Origin of the sequence: Empedobacter sp. R750 (genome assembly GCF_030324345.1) — a bacterium.
Lineage (GTDB): Bacteria > Bacteroidota > Bacteroidia > Flavobacteriales > Weeksellaceae > Empedobacter > Empedobacter falsenii_C.
On record NZ_JACAGF010000012.1, the window covers coordinates 99,870 to 119,765 of the forward strand.

Annotated in this window: 23 protein-coding genes; 7 read left to right on the top strand and 16 right to left on the bottom strand. The window is 31.0% G+C overall.

Going from position 1 to position 19,896, the window contains the following annotated elements:
* Positions 1 to 30 precede the first annotated feature (30 nt).
* A complete protein-coding gene (locus tag HXZ74_RS12780) occupies positions 31 to 354 on the top strand; it encodes a monooxygenase (RefSeq protein WP_221408221.1) in 324 nt (107 codons plus the stop codon).
* A gap of 87 nt (positions 355 to 441) precedes the next feature.
* Positions 442 to 786, top strand: a complete 345-nt coding sequence (locus HXZ74_RS12785; protein WP_114997808.1) for a DUF4260 domain-containing protein — start codon at positions 442 to 444, stop codon at positions 784 to 786.
* On the opposite strand, the gene HXZ74_RS12790 is transcribed toward HXZ74_RS12785, so the two are convergent.
* Positions 781 to 1,773, bottom strand: coding sequence for a 2-hydroxyacid dehydrogenase (locus HXZ74_RS12790; RefSeq protein WP_114997809.1), 993 nt, complete (start codon positions 1,771 to 1,773; stop codon positions 781 to 783). The genes HXZ74_RS12785 and HXZ74_RS12790 overlap by 6 nt on opposite strands.
* Before the next feature lie 173 nt (positions 1,774 to 1,946).
* Between HXZ74_RS12790 and HXZ74_RS12795 the strand changes: the two genes are divergently transcribed.
* Both HXZ74_RS12795 and HXZ74_RS12800 read left to right on the top strand, forming a co-directional pair.
* Positions 1,947 to 3,485, top strand: coding sequence for a serine hydrolase (locus HXZ74_RS12795; RefSeq protein WP_280063241.1), 1,539 nt, complete (start codon positions 1,947 to 1,949; stop codon positions 3,483 to 3,485).
* A gap of 62 nt (positions 3,486 to 3,547) precedes the next feature.
* Positions 3,548 to 4,444 carry a DMT family transporter gene (locus HXZ74_RS12800; RefSeq protein WP_280063240.1) on the top strand — a complete coding sequence of 299 codons (897 nt, stop codon included), beginning with the start codon at positions 3,548 to 3,550 and terminating at the stop codon, positions 4,442 to 4,444.
* Between the two features lie 67 nt (positions 4,445 to 4,511).
* Here HXZ74_RS12800 and HXZ74_RS12805 read toward each other — a convergent pair whose 3' ends face one another.
* From HXZ74_RS12805 to HXZ74_RS12820, 4 genes are all read right to left on the bottom strand, one after another.
* Positions 4,512 to 4,715 carry a YgaP family membrane protein gene (locus HXZ74_RS12805; RefSeq protein WP_280063239.1) on the bottom strand — a complete coding sequence of 68 codons (204 nt, stop codon included), beginning with the start codon at positions 4,713 to 4,715 and terminating at the stop codon, positions 4,512 to 4,514.
* Between the two features lie 59 nt (positions 4,716 to 4,774).
* Positions 4,775 to 5,401, bottom strand: a complete 627-nt coding sequence (locus HXZ74_RS12810) for a Crp/Fnr family transcriptional regulator (RefSeq protein WP_038332519.1) — start codon at positions 5,399 to 5,401, stop codon at positions 4,775 to 4,777.
* Positions 5,402 to 5,616: 215 nt separating this feature from the next.
* Positions 5,617 to 6,183 carry a phage tail-like protein gene (locus tag HXZ74_RS12815; RefSeq protein ID WP_038332516.1) on the bottom strand — a complete coding sequence of 189 codons (567 nt, stop codon included), beginning with the start codon at positions 6,181 to 6,183 and terminating at the stop codon, positions 5,617 to 5,619.
* 28 nt (positions 6,184 to 6,211) lie between these two features.
* Positions 6,212 to 7,405, bottom strand: coding sequence for a phage tail-like protein (locus HXZ74_RS12820; protein ID WP_280063367.1), 1,194 nt, complete (start codon positions 7,403 to 7,405; stop codon positions 6,212 to 6,214).
* Positions 7,406 to 8,219: 814 nt separating this feature from the next.
* Here HXZ74_RS12820 and HXZ74_RS12825 point away from each other — a divergent pair.
* On the top strand, positions 8,220 to 8,852 hold the full coding sequence (locus HXZ74_RS12825; protein ID WP_280063365.1) for a CatA-like O-acetyltransferase: 633 nt from the start codon (positions 8,220 to 8,222) through the stop codon (positions 8,850 to 8,852).
* Between the two features lie 18 nt (positions 8,853 to 8,870).
* The gene (locus HXZ74_RS12830) at positions 8,871 to 9,296 is read left to right on the top strand and encodes a GNAT family N-acetyltransferase (RefSeq protein ID WP_280063364.1); all 426 of its coding nucleotides are present in this window, start codon (positions 8,871 to 8,873) and stop codon (positions 9,294 to 9,296) included.
* Between the two features lie 36 nt (positions 9,297 to 9,332).
* On the opposite strand, the gene HXZ74_RS12835 is transcribed toward HXZ74_RS12830, so the two are convergent.
* From HXZ74_RS12835 to HXZ74_RS12860, 6 genes are all read right to left on the bottom strand, one after another.
* Positions 9,333 to 9,923 (bottom strand): hypothetical protein, encoded by a 591-nt coding sequence (locus tag HXZ74_RS12835; RefSeq protein ID WP_280063363.1) that lies wholly within the window; start codon positions 9,921 to 9,923, stop codon positions 9,333 to 9,335.
* A gap of 23 nt (positions 9,924 to 9,946) precedes the next feature.
* Positions 9,947 to 10,594 carry a DUF2306 domain-containing protein gene (locus HXZ74_RS12840; RefSeq protein WP_280063362.1) on the bottom strand — a complete coding sequence of 216 codons (648 nt, stop codon included), beginning with the start codon at positions 10,592 to 10,594 and terminating at the stop codon, positions 9,947 to 9,949.
* 94 nt (positions 10,595 to 10,688) lie between these two features.
* Complete coding sequence (locus HXZ74_RS12845) at positions 10,689 to 11,189, bottom strand: regulatory protein RecX (RefSeq protein WP_280063361.1); 501 nt, start codon at positions 11,187 to 11,189, stop codon at positions 10,689 to 10,691.
* Positions 11,190 to 11,422: 233 nt separating this feature from the next.
* On the bottom strand, positions 11,423 to 12,070 hold the full coding sequence (gene rpe / locus HXZ74_RS12850) for a ribulose-phosphate 3-epimerase (RefSeq protein WP_286475733.1): 648 nt from the start codon (positions 12,068 to 12,070) through the stop codon (positions 11,423 to 11,425).
* An 83-nt stretch (positions 12,071 to 12,153) separates the two neighbouring features.
* A complete protein-coding gene (locus tag HXZ74_RS12855; protein WP_286475735.1) occupies positions 12,154 to 12,741 on the bottom strand; it encodes a hypothetical protein in 588 nt (195 codons plus the stop codon).
* 60 nt (positions 12,742 to 12,801) lie between these two features.
* Entirely contained in the window at positions 12,802 to 13,191 is a 390-nt protein-coding gene (locus HXZ74_RS12860; RefSeq protein ID WP_038332499.1) for a hypothetical protein, read from the bottom strand.
* Positions 13,192 to 13,290: 99 nt separating this feature from the next.
* On the opposite strand from HXZ74_RS12860, the gene mgtE reads away from it, so the two are divergent.
* Complete coding sequence (mgtE, locus tag HXZ74_RS12865; RefSeq protein ID WP_114997840.1) at positions 13,291 to 14,610, top strand: magnesium transporter; 1,320 nt, start codon at positions 13,291 to 13,293, stop codon at positions 14,608 to 14,610.
* A gap of 39 nt (positions 14,611 to 14,649) precedes the next feature.
* Here the strand turns inward: mgtE and HXZ74_RS12870 are convergent, their stop codons facing one another.
* The 5 genes from HXZ74_RS12870 to HXZ74_RS12890 all read right to left on the bottom strand — a co-directional run bounded on the left by HXZ74_RS12870 (position 14,650) and on the right by HXZ74_RS12890 (position 19,347).
* A complete protein-coding gene (locus HXZ74_RS12870) occupies positions 14,650 to 15,516 on the bottom strand; it encodes a sigma-70 family RNA polymerase sigma factor (RefSeq protein WP_019975176.1) in 867 nt (288 codons plus the stop codon).
* A gap of 124 nt (positions 15,517 to 15,640) precedes the next feature.
* Positions 15,641 to 16,582 carry a formimidoylglutamase gene (hutG, locus tag HXZ74_RS12875; protein ID WP_286475737.1) on the bottom strand — a complete coding sequence of 314 codons (942 nt, stop codon included), beginning with the start codon at positions 16,580 to 16,582 and terminating at the stop codon, positions 15,641 to 15,643.
* 2 nt (positions 16,583 to 16,584) lie between these two features.
* The gene (locus HXZ74_RS12880; RefSeq protein ID WP_280063355.1) at positions 16,585 to 17,190 is read right to left on the bottom strand and encodes a trimeric intracellular cation channel family protein; all 606 of its coding nucleotides are present in this window, start codon (positions 17,188 to 17,190) and stop codon (positions 16,585 to 16,587) included.
* A 38-nt stretch (positions 17,191 to 17,228) separates the two neighbouring features.
* On the bottom strand, positions 17,229 to 17,837 hold the full coding sequence (locus tag HXZ74_RS12885; RefSeq protein ID WP_114997845.1) for a trimeric intracellular cation channel family protein: 609 nt from the start codon (positions 17,835 to 17,837) through the stop codon (positions 17,229 to 17,231).
* A 127-nt stretch (positions 17,838 to 17,964) separates the two neighbouring features.
* A complete protein-coding gene (locus tag HXZ74_RS12890; protein WP_286475739.1) occupies positions 17,965 to 19,347 on the bottom strand; it encodes a trimethylamine monooxygenase in 1,383 nt (460 codons plus the stop codon).
* Positions 19,348 to 19,896: the final 549 nt, after the last annotated feature.

A 19,896-nucleotide genomic window follows, 5' to 3' on the forward strand; every position in this document is an offset into this window, starting at 1 on the left:
CAAATATTACAGATATTTTAAAACAATTTAATGAACTTTGATAAAAAAGTAATAATGATTTTAATTCAAATAAATTTTGATTTTCCTATTCAAATGATGGGAGAAAATTTAACAAAAAATGCTCGTTCATTAGCAGAAAGTATAAATACTGAAAAAGGATTCATCTCAAAAATATGGATCGAAAATTCAGACACTGCAAGAAGTGGAGGTATTTATATATTTGACACTTTAGAAAATGCTCAAAATTATGCTGAAATGCATAGCGAACGAGTAAAACAAATAGGAGCAACAAATATCAATGTTGAATACTTTTCTATTAATGAAACTCTTTCCTCACTAAATAATGGGATATAAATAATTATCAAAGCCACTCACAATAGAGTGGCTTTTTTTTGTAACAATTGGTAAAATATTTGTACTAATAAATTAAATACCAATCGCATGAAAAACATACTAAAATTAGAACAACTTGCTCTATTAATTCTTATGATCGTTCTATATAGTCTCCTAAAATTATCATGGATGTGGTTTGCAATTCTTTTTCTTGCTCCCGATATTTTTATGTTAGGTTATCTTTTTGGAAATAAGATTGGTGCAATATCCTATAATTTTATTCATAATTATTTTACGACAATTTCATTGATTCTTATTGGTTATTTTTTACATATTGAATGGTGTTTGATGATTGGATTTATATTTTCCGCTCATATTTCGTTCGATCGTTTTCTAGGATTTGGTCTCAAAAAATATGATGGTTTCAAGTCCACTCATTTAGGAGATTTATAACATCACAACCTCATCAGTCGAACCTTTCTCCTTAATCTCTGAAATACTTCGCATCGTAATTTCTGAAATTTGTTCCAATGCTTCTTGTGTAAAAAAAGCTTGATGTGCAGTGACCAAAACATTTGGAAAACTCATCAATCGTTGAATCATATCATCTTGAATAATTTCTGCCGATAAATCTTTGAAAAATAATTTTTCTTCTTGCTCGTAAACATCAATTCCCAAATAACCAATTTTATGATTTTTCAAAGCTTCAATCGCTTCATGTGTATTGATTAATCCGCCTCTACTCGTATTAATAATCGTTACGCCATCTTTCATCATCGCAATCGTTTCTTGATTAATCATGTAATGATTTTCTGGCGTCAACGGACAATGCAACGAAATAATATCTGAGCTTTTAAACAACTTATCCAGCTCAACATATTCCACGCCATTATTCATCAATTCTTGATCTGGATACAAATCATACGCAATTATTTTGCAACCAAAACCTTTCGCAATATTGACAAAAGCCTTTCCAATTTTTCCTGTTCCAACAATTCCAATTGTCTTTTGAAAAAGATTGAAACCAAGCAAACCGTTCAATGCAAAATTTTGTTCACGAACGCGATTATAAGCTTTATGCGTTTTTCGGTTCAATGTTAACAACATCGCCATTGTATGCTCTGCCACTGCCTCAGGAGAATATGCAGGGACGCGACAAACTTTAATTCCAAATTCTTTCGCAGCTTCCAAATCGACATTGTTAAAACCAGCACATCTCAAAGCTATAATTTTAACGCCTTTTTTTGCTAAAATTTCAATGACTTGTCGATTCACTTTATCATTCACAAACACACAAACTGCTTGCTCATCTTCAATTGCGTTGACGATATGTGGACCTAAATGTGTTTCATAAAAATTAAGTTCAAAACCGTAATTTTTATTTTCAGCCTCAAAAAAAGTTTTGTCATAAGGCTTAGACGAAAAGAAAGCTATTTTCATTAAATTATTTTTAACTAATTTACGTTTTTAATTAATTGTAAATTACTTTATACTTGATTATAATTTAGTTTTAAATCATTCAAAATTAATTGATCCTCTATTTTTGATATTTTACTAAAAGCTATAAGCTGATGAATAAAAATTTCTAACTTCGTGAAAATTCAAACTCACACATGAAAAATATACTTTTATCAACAATCACATTAGCTTCTTTTACAGCTTTTGGACAAAATATTTCGAATCAAACCATTGATCAAGTCACAGAAAATGCCATGAAAACTTTTGATGTTCCTGGAATGTCTGTTGCGGTTATCAAAGATGGAACAATTGTACATTCGAAAGGTTATGGTGTAAAATCGCTTAAAACGGGAGAAAAAGTTAAGTCTAATACAAATTTTGGAATTGCTTCTAACTCGAAAGCTTTTACAGCAGCGGCCTTGGCAATTTTGGTTGATGAAGGAAAAATAAAGTGGGATGATAAAGTGATTACGCACATTCCTGAATTCAAGATGTACAACGATTATGTAACCAAAGAGTTCACAATTCGTGATTTATTAACGCATCGCAGTGGATTAGGTTTGGGCGCAGGAGATTTGATGGTTTGGCCTGATGGACACAATTTCACTCCTAAAGATATTATTTCTAATATTCAGTTTTTAAAACCAGTTTCAGATTTTCGTGTCAAATATGATTACGATAATTTATTATATATTATTGCAGGAGTTGTGATTGAACGAGTTTCGGGGCAATCTTGGACAGATTTTGTAACAAAAAGATTGTTAGAACCAATTGGAATGACGAATACAGCGGCGAATTGGCACTTAGTAAAAGACAAGAAAAATGCAATTGATCCACACGTTCCGATTGACGGAAAATTACAAGTCATTGATCGTTATACGAACACTATTTTTGATGCAGCTGCAGGAATTTATTCTAATGTTGATGATATTGCAAAATGGTTGCAATTCAATTTGGATAAAGGAAAAGTGAACGGAAAACAAATTATTTCTGAAAAACAAATGAACGAAATGATTACGCCACAAACTTTACAACCAAATCGTACAACTCCGCCTTATAATTCATTATTCAAAGCTTATGGTTTGGGATGGCAATTACAGGATATGAACGGAAAATTAGAAGTTTCGCATACTGGAGGATTGGAAGGAATTGTAACACAAACGATGTTTTATCCACAAGAAAAATTAGGAATTGTGATTTTGACAAATCAACAATCTGGTGCAGCTTTCCGAGCAATTTCAAATACAATAAAAGATTTTTACTTAAAAAATTCTTCTACAGATTGGGTAAAAACGTATGATGAGTTGATGAAGAAAAATGTGGAAGAAGCCGATGATATTACAAATGCTGTTTGGAAAACTGTTGAAGCAAACCAAAAAAATAAAGCCATCAAATTTGATGTAAAAAGTGTAATTGGAACGTATAAAGATAATTGGTTTGGTGATGTTGTGATTTATGAAAAGAAAGGAAAAATAATTTTCGAATCGAAACGTTCGCCTCAATTAACTGGTGAAATGTCATTTTACAAAGACAATACGTTTGCGGTAAAATGGTACAATCGTTATTTCCATGCAGATGCTTTTGTTTTTGCTGAAATGAAAGATGGAAAAATGACAGGTTTCAAAATGAAAGCCATTTCTCCGTTAACAGATTTCAGTTACGATTTCCACGATTTAGATTTTACGAGAAAATAAATTTTAATAAATACTAATCAATTACGAAGTTCGAAATTCGAACTTCGTTTTTTCTATTAAAAATGAAATTCAAAGGTTACGCATATGGGCTAATTTCGTCTATATCTTATGGATTAATTCCATTATTTATCCTACCTATAAAACAGGCAAATTTTTCGATGGATACTACATTATTCTATCGATTCTTTTTTTCTGCATTGATTGTCGGAACATATTTATTCATCAAAAAACAATCATTTAAAATAGATGTAAAACAGATTCCATTTTTAATCATTTTAGGATTATTGTACGGAATCTCAGCGGATGCTTTATTTTTAGGTTATGATTATTTAACTCCTGGAATTGCCTCCACATTATTATTCGTTTATCCGTTGATTGTTGCCATCATAATGGCTGTTTTCTTCAAAGAAAGAATTACAATTTCAACCATTATAGCCATTGTTTTTGTATTGGCTGGCGTCATTTTACTAAGTTTCAAAGAAGGAAAATTCGAGCTAAATCCAATCGGATTAGGAATTGTATTTATCAGTGCTTTGGGGTACGGATTATATATTGTGACAGTCAACAAATCGAAAGTACGTGATATAAAAGGCTTTACATTAAGCTTTTATTCGTTTCTATTTACAACGATTTATTACGCAATAAAAATGATTCTTCACAAAGAATCTTTCATTTTACCATCATTAGAATTAACCTTCAACTTTTTTACATTTGCCTTTGTAACGACAGTTATTTCGAGCATCGCTTTGATTTATGCGATCAAAAATATTGGTTCTACAGCCACTTCTATTCTTGGCGCATCAGAACCTGTGGTTGCCGTTGCTGTAAGTGTTATGATATTTGGTGAAGATTTTTCGCTGAGTTTAGCTTTAGGAATTTTTATGATTATTCTAGGCGTGACTCTGAATGTAATTGGTGATGCATATCAACAAAAAAGATTAAATAAATCATCTTCATAAATAAGAAAAGCTACATCCTAAATGGTTTGTAGCTTTTCAATTTTAGGTAGGTTAGTTAGATTGTATGTCATTTTTTTTCACATGTATTAAAACCTAATACTGTATAAAGTGGGCAAAAACTTAATAGACTTGTTAGTATAAAAACACCTGCTATTATAAGAGCAATTATTCCTAATGTACCTGAAATAACATTCGTGAAATACAATACAACAAGAATTATTGCGATCAATAATCGAATTGATTTATCAAACGTTCCCATATTCTTTTTCATATCGATACTTTTATTATTTCAAATTTCGGGTAGCATGATAAGAAAGTCTGTACTTTTTGTCACACAAAAGAAATAATTTCAATTTTATTTCGATATAATTTTACTTTACCTTCAATTTCCAATGCTTTTAATAATCGAGAAACAACTTCTCTTGAGGTAGCTAATTCTGAAGAAATTTCTTGATGTGTAATGATGATTACTCTACTATTCAAAACTTCTGATTTCACTTTTAAATAATCAATTAATCGGCTTTCTACTTTTTTGAATGCAATGTTATCTAAAGTATGAGAAAGTTCTTCGTAGCGTTGATTTAACATTTTAACAACGAACAATTGCCAACTTGGAAATTTAACAAACCATTGGTTCACTTTTTCTGTTGGTATGGCTAGCAATTCTACATCTTCTTCTACAATTGCCTTAATATTAGTAGTTGTATTCAAAATACTTTTGGCTATAGATTCTGCACACGATTCGCCTTTTCTTATGTAGTAAAGAAATAATTCATCTCCGTTTTCATTTATACGCAATACTTTAATTACACCAGAAAGTACATAAGGAACAACCTTTATATATTGACCTGGCTTTACAATTTCTGTAGCAGAAGGAAAATTTAACTGCTGAGATGTTGAAAGTAATTCTTCTTTCAATTCAACTTCAGAGAATAAATTAAGATTCACATTATTCATTTTTTATGATGTTAGGTAATAGTCATACTAACAAACCAATTTAGTGAAAATGTATTTAAATTTGTAATGATGAAACAGAAATTTAGTGTTGAAAATTGAATCCTATAAAGTCAAGTTAATATTTATTAAATACTAACAATCATAAATTTGACCTACAATAGATAGAGTTTTATAAGTTAGATGAATTTATAAAAGAAAATAGTTTTGATATTTTATTATCGCCAATAATTCCAACTCACCCCATCAAAACTAGCAAATGTATTACTCACTGTATCATAACATATCATCCCTGCATAAGGACTTTTAACAGTTATGTGTGGGTTTTGTATTTGTGGTAAAATTAAAGACTTAGACGTAGATTCTAAAACTAAAACACCTTTTGCATTGGTTGTTTGCTCTCCTATTATAACTCCTTTTCCTAATTCTGCACTACTATTATCATATAGTTTTAGATCGCTACCGACAGAATTAGATATGTTTTTCCAATAACCATTTTCAAACATTTTTATCATTTTTGATGTTCGATCAAAAATAAATGTCCCATTATTAGGATTATTAGTAGTAGGAGTTACAACATTATAAGTAGGTGTAGTTGCAACTGCTGGAAGAATAATACCTTTACTATTAGTTGTTGTCACATCATTTGTTAAATCACTCGTTGTATTTCCTTCGAAAAAAAGAAGTGTACTTTCATTAGCTACTACATTATTAGTTCCAATATATACTTGAGCGTTTACGTAACTTGTGATTATACAAATAAAAATGTATATTATTTTTTTCATTTTAAAACTATTTATTGAAATTTAGATATTAATCATTACAACTTCGTTGAATACAATTCCAAATATTCCCGTTGTATAATTTTACACATGCAGCATTTACATCATAAATTAGCATACCTTTCTTAGGACTTACTATAGCTGTAGAACTTTGAACTCTCGTCAGAACTAAACCGTCAGCTTTTGACTCTAATGTGATAAACGCATTGGGAATAGCTTCTGGCCAATTAGGAAGTTTTGTTTGATTGGTAATACCAACATTTGTAGGATTTCCGCCAGTAGTAAAATCTCCAGGTTTTGAACAATGAAGATTTATTCCAAAATTAACATTAGTAATAAAAGGAGTCGAAGTAAGAAATCTAACCGGAACTTTAAGTGTTGTATTACTATCGTTTCCTGATCCTAAACCATTATTTGTTCCGTAAGTTTGCCCCATAGAAACCCATCCTGTTGGAAGTGAATAAGCAGAAGGATATACGTCATTAATACTTAAATTTCGAGAATCAATTGCTACCGAATAATCTTCACTTGTATCTATTAAAATTGAAGAAAACAAATAGCTACCATTTGTGTTAACTATTTGTTTAAAAATAACTTTATTAGAAGAGTTGATTAGATAAGCATATAACTGAGATCCACTAGCTGTTCCTATTCCAACACCATCTACTATATTATTATTAATCATATCTCTGTAGACATTACCACTAAGTGATACAATAGCAGTTGTACTCACAATGGCGAAACCTCCTCCTCCCATAAGGTCAAGACCTCCACCATCACTATCTCCATTTGTATTAATTGGAACATTTGATAAACCAATAAGATCCATAGCTGATGTAACGTCATTCGGAAAAACAGCTATCCCATAAATCACTTGTCCTGGTGTAAGCCCTAATGTTTCAAGATCAATAAAATCTCCTGCTATATTTTGTGATGTTAAATCTTGATTAGGTTTTATGGGGTCTGGAGAAACTGTGCTAGAATTCATAAAAACAGTCGACAGTACACTCTTTCCTAAAGCTCCAAATTTACCTCTAGCCCGAGCAATTAAACTTCCTAAACCACTTACATTACCATTTGTATCCAATTTGGTAATAGCAGCAAGTCGATAATCATCATTACCTCCTCTTTCTAAAATCAAAACACCAACTTTATTAAGACTAACCCCAGTTGGTACTTCCATTCCGCTATTTCGAATAAGATCAATTCTTTCAATATTATTCATCGTACTCGAATTGAAATTTGAAAAAATATTATCAACCCCTCTATTTAATGTATAACTATTAATTAATGTTTCAAGATTATCAACATATTCAGCATTAAAAAACTTGTCTGTAGTACCACTAATATTACTATATTCAAAAAAACCGGTAAACTTCGTCGCACTTTTTACATCATTATTTTCTTTTCTAGAAATTTTTATATTTTCATAAGGAGTAAGCCCTTTTAAATAAGGAACATATTCTATCGTACCATATTTGAATGATTTAAGAACAGGTACTGTTGCTGCCGTTGTACCATTAGAATTTACTCCAAATCGAAGATTAAATGATGTCGTACTAGAATAGTATGATGATCCTGTATATCCAGTTCGAGTGACATTAGATATGGTAGCAACTTTTGTATAATCAATATCTCCTGAGTTCACTACTTGCGCATGTGTAATACTATAAAAGAATAAAAAAATAAAGTATCCCCAATGTTGTTTTATCATTGTAATTTAAGTATTATTTATATTTAATTAATAATCAAAACTTTGTTTTCATATTAAATTATATCAAAACAAATTAACAATGGTAGGAGAGTATATATTTCTAGGGTGAGAGTAATTAAAAAATTTGGAAAATTTCATGAAAATTGATACAATCAATAATCTATTTTCTTTAACAAATATAAAAATATATTCTTTAATAAAAATTTTATAATTATATATTAATCAATTTTTTAAATTTTATTTAAAACAATGCAAAACTCCTAAAATGTTTTTTTATTAATACTATAATGATAAATATAAATCATAAGGTTTTAACTTTGCAGCAATGAAACAGAAATTTAATCCTGAAGGTTGGAATCGTATAGAGCATTTTAATATGTTCTCGAAAATGGATAATCCGTATGTCGGAGTTGTTGCGGAGGTTGAATGTTCTAAAGCATACAAATTTGCAAAGGCAAATAAGTTGTCTTTTTTCGCCATTTATTTACATTGCTCGATGTTGGCAGAAAATAAGATTAATGAGTTTAAATATCGTATCGAAGATGATGAAATTTTTGTGTACGATCATTTAGATTGCGGAACAACAATTGGTAGAAAAGACGGAACTTTTGGTTTTGCGTTGATGAATTTTACCGAAGATTTTGATGCATTTAACGCGCAACTTCAAGAGCAAATACAAAGTGTAGAAAACTCGGTTGGTTTGCACATCAAAAACGAAGAAATTACCATTGGTTTGGTTCGTCATTCTACGTTTCCTTGGTCGAGATTTACAGGTTTAACGCAACCAAGTAATTTTGGAACGGGAGAATCTATTCCGCGAATTATTTTTGGAAAAGCGTATACCCAAAACGATAAAATGTACATGCCTGTTTCGGTTGAAGCAAATCATGGTTTTGTAGATGGTTTTCATTTAGCGAATTATCTACAAGAATTTGAAAACGAATTAGGTAAATATTAGTTTATTCTCTTAAAAAATATGATTAAAATTGTTGAAAGCAGAAATGATGATTATCTAGCCTTACAAGAATTGTTTCTCCAATCTAGACAAAAAACTTTTTTGTGGACTGATACTTCCCGATATAAATTATCTGACTTTGATGAAAGTACTAAAAATGAATACATTTTAGTTGCATTCGTAGATGAGATATTGGTTGGATTTGTTTCTGTTTGGCTTATTGACAATTTTATTCATCATTTATATGTAGACGAACAATATCATAACCAATCAATCGGCTCAGAATTATTGAATAAAGTAATCGAAAAAGTTGGATATCCAATTAGATTGAAGTGTGATGAAAAAAACACAAAAGCTCTACGTTTTTACAAACAAAAAGGCTTTATTGAAAAAGAAAAAAAAGCATTCGAAAATGGTTTTTACTTATTATTAGAACTTGATGTATAAACGAATTTCGAGTTTCGAGTTTCGAAATTCGTTTTTTTATTTTACATCATTAGGATGAATAAATGGTTCTGGTTCTGTAATTTCATCATATTGAATAGGATAATATTTTTTATCTTCTTCTAAAACAAAATCATCCGTATAATTATAAAAATGCTCCAACTCTCTTAATTGGTAATTTCCTTCTTCATCTTTATGAAATCGAAAAGCGTAACCTTTTATCTCGCAGCAGAATGTTATTTTTTCTTTATCTAAAGGAATATAATTTAAATTTGAGATATCGATATATTTATTTAATACTTCATTTTTATCTAAAAGAATAGTATAATCTGTATTTTGAATAGTAATTGGTAATGTATAATAATTCCCTATTGAACAATCTTGTCCAGCCGAAGAAACATACAAATAAAATTTTTCTTTTGCGAAAAAGAGAGAGATTGTTCTAATTGGTATATGATTACTTTTTGCAATATAAATAGCTTGTTCAATAGCTTCATTTACATTTTCATCTTTAAAAACAGAATCTGCTTTTATTTCATCTGTCTTTTCCCAACCTTTAGCAGATTGATTACTCGGTTGCTCGCATTGAACAAAAAGAATGAATAAGAGAAAAATATATAGATTCTTCATACAAGTGTTTCGATTAAAGATAATCAATTCACTGCAACTTTTTTATTTAGTTTTTTTGACCAAGAAAAAATATAAATCGTTCCGATAATTGAAGGTACAATCCAAAAATAAATATTATTTCCAAATCCAGCACCTGCAACCAAAAACGCTGTTACTGAAGCGATATAAGCGCCAACCATTTTTCCAACATGATTCATTGTCCATTTTTTATAATTCTCTGGATTCTTGTAAAAAATAAAATCTCGATAAGACATAAATCCGCCTAAAAACCCAAAAATTAAATACAATAATCCAATTCCATTGCTTATAAAAAGTGGAAGTAATCCAAAAACAATCATCACAATAGATGTGATAAACATTGCTCCAGAAATGATTTTATCTAAATTATTCGAATAATTTTTGCGTTTATAATTCAGAATTCTATTTCCGATCAAAATCATATAAATTGTAAAAACACCAATCATTAAAAGAAAAGAATTGTGGTGATTTGGAAAAGCACAAATGATTAACGAAAGAATAGAGCTAACTAACATACCAATCGAAAATATTTTCCCCACTTTTTTGTGAGTCGAGTTTCCTTTTTTTATGATCATAACAGCAGTTCCAGCAACCAAACCAATTCCTCCGAAAAATGCGTGAATGTAAATAATGATTTTGATTAAATTTTCCATAATGTGTTTATTTATTATGGAATAAAATTAAGTGAAGTCGTTTTTAATTTTAAAAATAGTTGACCGAATTGTCGAATTTCGTGGATGAATTGTATTACTCTTTTGTTTTCACTGTTTCGATAGCGTCATTCATCAAATCAAACTCGTAACCTTTGTACGCTAAATATGCTTTTACTTTGTTTATTTTCTTGAAAGATTCGCGCTCAGAAGCTAATAAATTGAACTTTTTCTGTGTTAAGTGCAATAAATTATTCCAATATTTTTCCAAATCAATTTCTTCCTTAAACGCTTTTTCAATTAATTTTTGATCAATTTGACGCATTTTTAATTCTTGACGAAGACGATTTCTTCCCCACATTTTTTGATTAACCTTCCCTCGAACAAAACTATGTACAAAACGTTCTTCATTCAGAAACCCGTAATGAATTAACTTAAAAAGAATCTCATCTTTCGCTTCTGGAATCAAATCAAAATCACGTAGTTTTTTCTCTACTTCCCAATGACAACGATCTTGATAAAGACAATATTTTGCCATTTTATCTTTGATTTCATCAATCGTATAAATCTTTTTTGGGTTGTCTTTAGAGAAATTCATGCAACAAAGTTAAGATTTTAATGAGAAAATTGTTTGATTAACTTGATGAGATCTTGAAACAAGTTCAAGAAGACATCTACTGTCAGGCTGAGTTGATTAGTAAAAAGTCATACGAGCTTTCAAGGAATCTAATAAAATTTTTCAATCCACTAACGCTTCATTCAGAATGACATTAACAAAAAAACTGAACCATTTCTGATTCAGTTTTTTTATTATTTATTAACCTATTTTTATTAAGCTTTTTGTAATTCTGCAATATATGCTGTTGGATTCTCAGCATTGAAAACTGCCGAACCTGCAACTAAAGCGTCTGCACCAGCTTCTACCAATTTTGATGCATTTTGAACTCCAACTCCGCCATCAATTTCGATGATAACATTTGCATTTGCTTCTGTAATCATTTTTTTCAATTTTGATACTTTGTTGTATGTATTCTCGATGAATTTTTGACCTCCAAAACCTGGATTAACACTCATGATTAGAACTAAATCTAAATCGTTAATCACATCTTCTAAAACAGATACTGGTGTATGCGGATTAAGCGCCACTCCTGCTTTCATTCCTTCAGCTTTTATAGCCTGAATTGTACGATGTAAATGTGTACACGCTTCGTAATGAACAGTCAAAATATCTGCACCAACTTGTTTGAAAGTTGAAATGTAACGATCTGGATCAACAATCATTAAATGTACATCTAAAACTTTTTCTGTTAACGAATTAATTTTCTCGATAATTGGCATTCCGTAAGAGATATTTGGAACAAAAACGCCGTCCATTACATCTAAATGAAACCATTCTGCTTGAGAATTATTAACCATTTCGATGTCTTTTGCTAAGTTTCCGAAATCGGCTGCTAAAATTGATGGTGCTACTATTGGCATACTTTTTTTGTTTGTTGTTTGTATTTTGTGGTGCAAAGGTAAGGAAATAAAAAAATCGTTGAAAACTCAACGATTTATATTTTTTAGAAATTATACCCAACTCGAAAGCCTAAATCTAAGGCAACTCCAGTTTCTGTTTTTTTATAATATTTATAATTTTGAATTTCATAATCAAAAGTAACTTTATCATCTTGATAAAGAGAAAGTCCTAATCCCGTATAAAACTCGTAAAAAAAGTTTTGAGCAAAAGAACGTTTAAATCCATAATTGAATGTAATAGAACCTTGCGGATTAACACCTAAATTATCACTATTAGACGTTGTTAACCAATCTGGCGTATAAGTTCCTTTTAAAGCAATATAATTCCCAGAATTATTTTTGGTATTTTTTCCTTTAGAAAGTCTTCGATCAAAATTATAATAATAACGTCCTTCTAAAGCTATATTTGTTGTCAAAATATACTCAAAATCACTCCCATAAAAATCGCTATAGCTGTATCTGAAACCTCCTAAATAGTCTAAAGATCCAACAGCTGTAAAATTTTCGGATAAAGCTTTTTCATATTGAATTCCGATTCCAATAAAACTAATGTTTGCATTAAACAAATCTGTCGCTTTTTCTTGTGCAAATAGAGAAGATGATAATAAGAGAGTAAATAATAGTTTTTTCATTTTCAGTGTTAATTAATTCAATACGAATATAACAGAAAAAATGATTCAGCAAAATTATTTTTAATCCAAGAAAACTCTATTGTCAATAAAGTTATAAGGTTCTTCGTCTTTCAATTCTTCGTTGATAATAAAATGAATCGAATCTTTTGACATAAAAATATAAGTATAAATATCTGCCATCTCATCAGAATCTCTAAACTCGTAATATTCGTCGCCAATCGTACACCAAACGCCTTCGTCTTCAGAAAAAGTTACACGATCATCACTATAAATCGTTTTAAAGTTAACCGTCATTGTTCCGTCAGCTTTTCTATTGACCATCCAACTATTTGTTTCTCCTTTAAAAAATTTCCCATGATCAGTTCCAGACCAAATTCCAACGAATCTGTCATCTACATCCATAGATTTTATATATTCTTTCATTTGGTTTTGATCAGCTTTGTTCATCATGATTTTCTATATTAAAATTAGCTTAAAAGTAGCCAATCTATACTTCTTCTCATCTCAAAAAGACTTAATTTGCAGCTCGGGATAAAAAACAACAAATTTATGGAAAATAATATGCTTAATCAACATCCAGCAGATATTGCCGAACAATTAACTGCGTTGAACGTAAAGGAAAGAAATATCGCTTTTTACTCGCTTTCGAATGATGATAAAGTTGAAGTATTCTCCTATTTTGAGCCCGATATTCAGTACGAAATTGTAAAAAGTTTGACGGACGAAGATTTAGCTGAAGTTTTGAACAATCTTGATCCTGATGACCGAACAGAACTTTTTGAAAATTTCCCAGATCAATTAATCAAACATTCCATTAATCTTTTAAATCCTGAAGAACGCGCTACAGCACTGAATTTGATTGGATACAAAGAAGATTCGATTGCGCGTTTGATGACGCCAAATTATATTCAGGTAAAAGAACATTATACGGTAAAACAAGTTTTGGCGCATATCAAAAAATATGGAAAGAAAGCGGAAACGTTGACGTATATTTTTATTGTTGATGGAAAAAATAGATTAATTGATGATTTAAAAATTGGCGAAATTCTTTTGGCTGATGAAGATACTAAAGTTGAAGATTTGATCGATCATAATTTTGTTTCAATCAAGACGACGACTCCTTTAGAGGAAGCCTTAGAAGTTTTTGATAAATACGATCGTTCTGCGATGCCAATTGTGACAGAAAATGATGTTTTGGTCGGAATTGTAACCTTCGACGACATCTTGGACCGAATGAAAATGCGTGATACAGAAGATATTCAGAAATTCGGAGGGATGGAAGAATTGGATGTTTCGTATACTAAAACACCTATTGCGGAATTAATCAAAAAGCGCGCAGGTTGGCTGGTTATCTTATTTATTGGCGAAATGTTTACGGCTTCTGCAATGAGTTATTATGACCAGGAAATCGAAAAAGCAGTTGTGTTGGCTTTATTTGTTCCATTGATTATTTCGAGTGGTGGAAATTCTGGTTCTCAAGCGGCTTCCCTGATTATTCGAGCGATGGCTTTGGGCGAATTAAAGCTAAAAGATTGGTGGTATGTAATGAAAAAAGAATTTGCTTCGGGATTAATCTTAGGTGCAATTCTAGGATTTGTGGGTTTTATCCGAATCTTAATTTGGCAAAAAACTGGAATTTATAGTTATGGAGAATATTGGTTGTATGTAGCTTTAACAGTCGCTTTATCTTTAATTGTTATTGTTTTATGGGGAACACTTTCTGGATCTTTAGTTCCATTTATTTTGAGAAAAATTGGATTTGATCCCGCAACAGCATCCTCGCCTTTCGTTGCAACTTTGGTTGACGTTTCAGGATTGATTATCTACTTTACAATTGCTGCAATTTTACTAAGCGGGAAATTATTATAACGAAAAACTCCAACTAAATTTAGTTGGAGTTTTTTATTTTTATCGTCCGATATATGTTTTCAAAATCTTAGATCTTGAAGTATGTTTTAAACGGCGAATTGCTTTTTCTTTAATTTGACGAACACGTTCTCTTGTTAAATCAAACGTTTCTCCAATTTCTTCTAACGTCATTGGGTGTTGTCCGTTCAATCCGAAGTATAAACGAATTAAATCAGCTTCACGAGGCGTTAATGTTTGTAATGCACGTTCAATTTCTACACGTAAAGATTCGATCATCAATTGTACATCTGGAGATGGAGATTCACCAATGTTTAATACATCGTATAAGTTAGAATCTTCTCCTTCTACTAATGGCGCATCCATTGAGACGTGACGACCAGAGTTTTTCATCGACTCTTTTACATCACCTTCAGACATATCCAAAACTTCAGAAATTTCTTCTGCAGATGGGGCACGCTCATGTTCTTGCTCTAATAAAGCATAGGCTTTATTAATTTTATTGATCGATCCAATTTTATTTAATGGTAAACGTACAATACGAGATTGCTCTGCTAATGCTTGTAAGATAGATTGACGAATCCACCAAACCGCATAAGAGATAAATTTGAAACCACGCGTTTCGTCAAAACGTTGCGCTGCTTTAATCAAACCTAAATTTCCTTCATTAATTAAATCTGGTAAACTTAAACCTTGATTTTGATATTGTTTCGCAACAGATACCACGAAACGTAAGTTTGCTTTTGTTAATTTTTCTAAGGCAACACGATCTCCTGCTTTGATACGTTGTGCTAACTCTACTTCCTCCTCCGCTGTAATCAAATCTACTTTACCAATCTCTTGTAAGTATTTATCCAACGACGCAGTTTCACGATTTGTTACCTGCTTTGTAATTTTAAGCTGTCTCATTTAACTAAAATCCTCCTATTATTAATGATTATTATCGATTTCTTTTGGCATTTTATCAACACCACTATATATGTATACGCAGATAACTGAAAAAGGTTACAAAATATTGTAAAATATTTCAGAATTAATGTCTTAAAACTTCGTAAATCATTTGTGCAGAGAGTTTCGCTGTGGAGTTATCAACATCAAAAAGCGAATTATATTCAACTAAATCAAAGATTTTTACTTTGTTTGAGTTCATCAAAACCTTCAAAATATATTTAACCTGAAAAGGTGTCAAACCATTAATTGTCGTTGCACTTACACCTGGCGCATAAGCTGCATCAAAAACATCCATATCCAACGACACATAAAGCGCATCAAATTGTTGAACAATCGTTTTCAAATCATCTAACACTTTATTCAAATTGAAATGTACTTCATCTGCTAAAATAAAATTAACGTCTAAATTTTCTGCTCGTTGAAATAATGCTTTCGTATTTCCTAATTCTTGAATACCGATTGGAATATAATTGAACTTCATTTCATTTTCTTCGCAATACTTAGCCATTTCGTAAAAAGGCGTTCCAGAAGTTGATTGTGGATTTGGCGTCCTCAAATCAAAATGCGCATCAAGATTGATAATTCCAATATTTTTGTATGATTTTGCTAAAGCCAAAAAATCGCCCAAAGCTGTTTCATGTCCACCTCCAATTATAATTGGAAAATGATTTTGTTGGATGATTTTATACACTTGATTAATTTGTTCTTCTCGTGCAGATTCTAAATTTTTATCATCACAGTGAATATTTCCAGCATCGAAAATAAAATCAGTTTCAGAAAAATGTAAAGGTAAATTTGCTAAACTTTTTCGAATCAAATCTGGCGAATTTTTCGCACCAATTCTTCCTTTATTTCGTTCAACACCTTCTTCTGAACAAAATCCTAAAAGTACTTTTGGTTGAACGGATGATGTTTCAAATTTATCGTAATCAGAAATAACTTGATGAATTCTTAAACCTAACTCTCCATCTTCAGAATCAATTCTTCCTGTCCAATTTTCTTGATTAAATTGTGTTTTTTGCATGATTAATAAAATTTAGGTAACGACAACTTATATTTTACAGTTACAATACGAATCGCCGCGATAATAGCGCCCGAAACGATGAAATTGATATTACGATCTAATCCAAAATTATCAAAAATTAAATACATCACACCTCCTGCGATACATGCCATTGCATAAATTTCTTTCACAAAAACCGTAGGCGTTCTATTCATCAAAACATCGCGCAACATACCACCCATTACAGCAGTCATCATTCCCATCATCACAGAAATAAAATCATTTGCACCCAAAGAATGTGCTTTCTCTAAACCTACTATTGTAAATAACGCAATTCCCAATGTATCGAAAAGCATCAATGTTACTCTTAATCGTGAAAAATATTTAAAAAATAATCCTGCTAATAAAATTCCAGCAAAAACTGCGTAAATGACATTCATATCATTTATCCAAACTAACGGATAACTGTTAAGAAATAAATCGCGTAAAGTTCCGCCACCAACAGCCGTTATAAAAGCAAAGCAAGCAATTCCAAACCAATCGTGTTTTTGTCTTTCATCTCCAGCTAAAGCACCAGAAATTGCAAACACAACCGTTCCGAATAATTCAAAAATGTATTGAATTTCCATCTATAAAAAATTAGTTTGCTAAGATACGAATCTATAAATTAATGACTTTTGAATTTCGGTAATGATAAGTTGTATTTGATTGCAGCCAAACGAATTGCGACAATCACACCACCCGAAACAAAGAAATTGATGTTACGATCAAGTCCCAATTTCCATAAGATCATATAAATAACTGCACCGCAAAGACATGCAAATGCATAAATTTCTTTCTTGAAAATAATCGGAACTTCGTTCAACATCATATCGCGAATAATGGATCCAAAAACCGCGGTAAACATTCCCATTACAGGTGCGATTACGGGATGAATTCCAAGATTTAGAGCTTTTTCTAAACCAACAATTGTAAACAAAGCAATCCCTAACGTATCAAAAAGCATAAATGTTTTACGAAGTTTAAGTAAAGGCGTATAGAAAATTGCCGCTAAAATAACACCAATCCCTACCGCATAAATAAGATTCACATCTTTTATCCACATAATTTCAACGGAAAGTAAAATATCACGAATTGTACCACCTCCAATTGAAGTTAGGAAAGCAATAAAGGTTACACCAAACCAATCGTTACCAGATTTTTCATCTGCTGCTAAAGCGCCCGAAATTCCAAAAAAAAGTGTACCAAATAATTCGAAAAAATATTGAATCTCCATTTCTATTGTATTAAATCATATTGTGTTGTGCTCTGTCAAAAATAAACACTTTTCTTTTTTAACGATGTTTAAATATACAATTGAAAATAAAAAAAGACCAACACATTTGTTAGTCTTTTTGTTAATATTAATAATAATTTGTTTTTTCTAATTGCTTTTCATCAATCGGATCTTCATCCAAATAGCGTTCTAAACTATCATCCAACTCTTTCATCCAAGCTGTGTGATGTTTTTCTGCTTTCGTTTCGTCCATAACAGAGGTATAGGTTTTATCCCGATAAGTCAAAATATTTTCTTCTTTATCTTTTAACCAAGATTTGAACATATTAGCAACTTTATCCAAATCGAACATAGGATAATCAGTTAAATGAATCAAATCCTTCAAATAATCCGTTTGAAAATCAACATGATCATCAGCAGAAATCGATTGTTTTTCATAATCAATCCATTTCTGAATATCTTTTTGAATATCCTGTTTTGAAGGTAAATCAATTCGTCCCAAAATATAATCACGTGCAAACCATGCTTGTGCATCAAACATATTAAATGTGTAATATTGATCCTGCATTCCCAAAAATAACAATTGAGCATTAACATCTGATATTACACCTTTATACATTCCTTCTGGATACAAACAATTTTTTGTTTTTAGACGCAAATTATCTGGTAAAAACGGAAATTTGTGTTGATAACCTGTACACATAATCACTGCATCAAATTCTTTTGATGTTCCGTCTTTGAAAAATGCTTTCTTATCTTCAAAATGTGTGACCAAAGGCAATTCTTCTATTCCATTTGGCCATTTACAATCGATTGGATTTGTACGATAAGAAATTGTGACCGATTTAGTTCCGTGTTTATAGCATTGTACCGCAATATCCTCTGCCGAATAACTACTCCCAATCAATAAAATTTCTTTGCCTCTAAATGGATCAGCTCCACGGAAATCATGCGCATGCATTACATTTCCTGTATAATTCTCGATACCTTTAAAATAAGGCATATTTGGTGTAGAAAAATGCCCAGTTCCGACAATTAAATAATCGAAATACTCTTCGAACGTTTCATTTTTCTTTAAATCATCAAAAACAACGCGAAATTGTTTTTTATCCTCTACATAATCTACCCACCTTGCAACGGTATTAAACTGAATGTACTTTCGCGCATTACTTTGTTTAATTCTCCCTTCTATATAATCGAATAATACTTCTCTAGGTGGATAAGAAGATATTGTTTGCCCAAAGTGTTCAGAAAATGTATAATCTGCAAATTCTAAACATTCTTTTGGTCCATTCGACCATAAATATTTATACATACTGCCATGCAATGGCTCTCCGTATTTACCTACTCCTGTACGCCAAGTGTAGTTCCACATTCCTCCCCAGTTGTCTTGCTTCTCAAAACATTTAATTTCTGGAATTTTGTTACCTTTCTTTTCTTCTGACTCAAATGCTCTTAACATTGCCAAACCACTTGGTCCAGCCCCGATAATGCCTACTTTTAAACTCATGAATTGTTTTTAATTAAACTTATATGAACTACTCAACTATCATTCGATAGTAATTGATTTTTATGTCTGAAACGACCTGATATAGAAACAAACTTCTATAAAAACTGTGTAAAACAGAATAGAATGAGTAATCTAATGATTACAACATATAAAGAGATAGAAAACCTCTTGCTGAATAAATAAAATTTTATTCAAATTAAATTATTCTTCAATGTACTAAAATTATAGCAGATGGACAAATATTAATGAAACATAAAGCTAAGGGTAATTATATAGGCGTTCCCTTCGGTCGGGCTATCCGTTCCAATCTTTTGTAGAAGAAAATAAAAATGATTATAGGAAATACAATTCCTACAAAAGGATTTCCACTACTATCCCTAACGCGGGTTTTAAGTTCTGAGTTATAAGTTTTGAGTAATAAGTTATAAGATGTAAGATTTAAGGCTTACAAGAATAGAAGTAAAAGTTGAAATATCCCCTTGAGGGGATTATAGGGGTGTTTTGGAAGTTATGAGTAGTAAATTCTGAGTTAGTTGTAAAAAGGAAGCT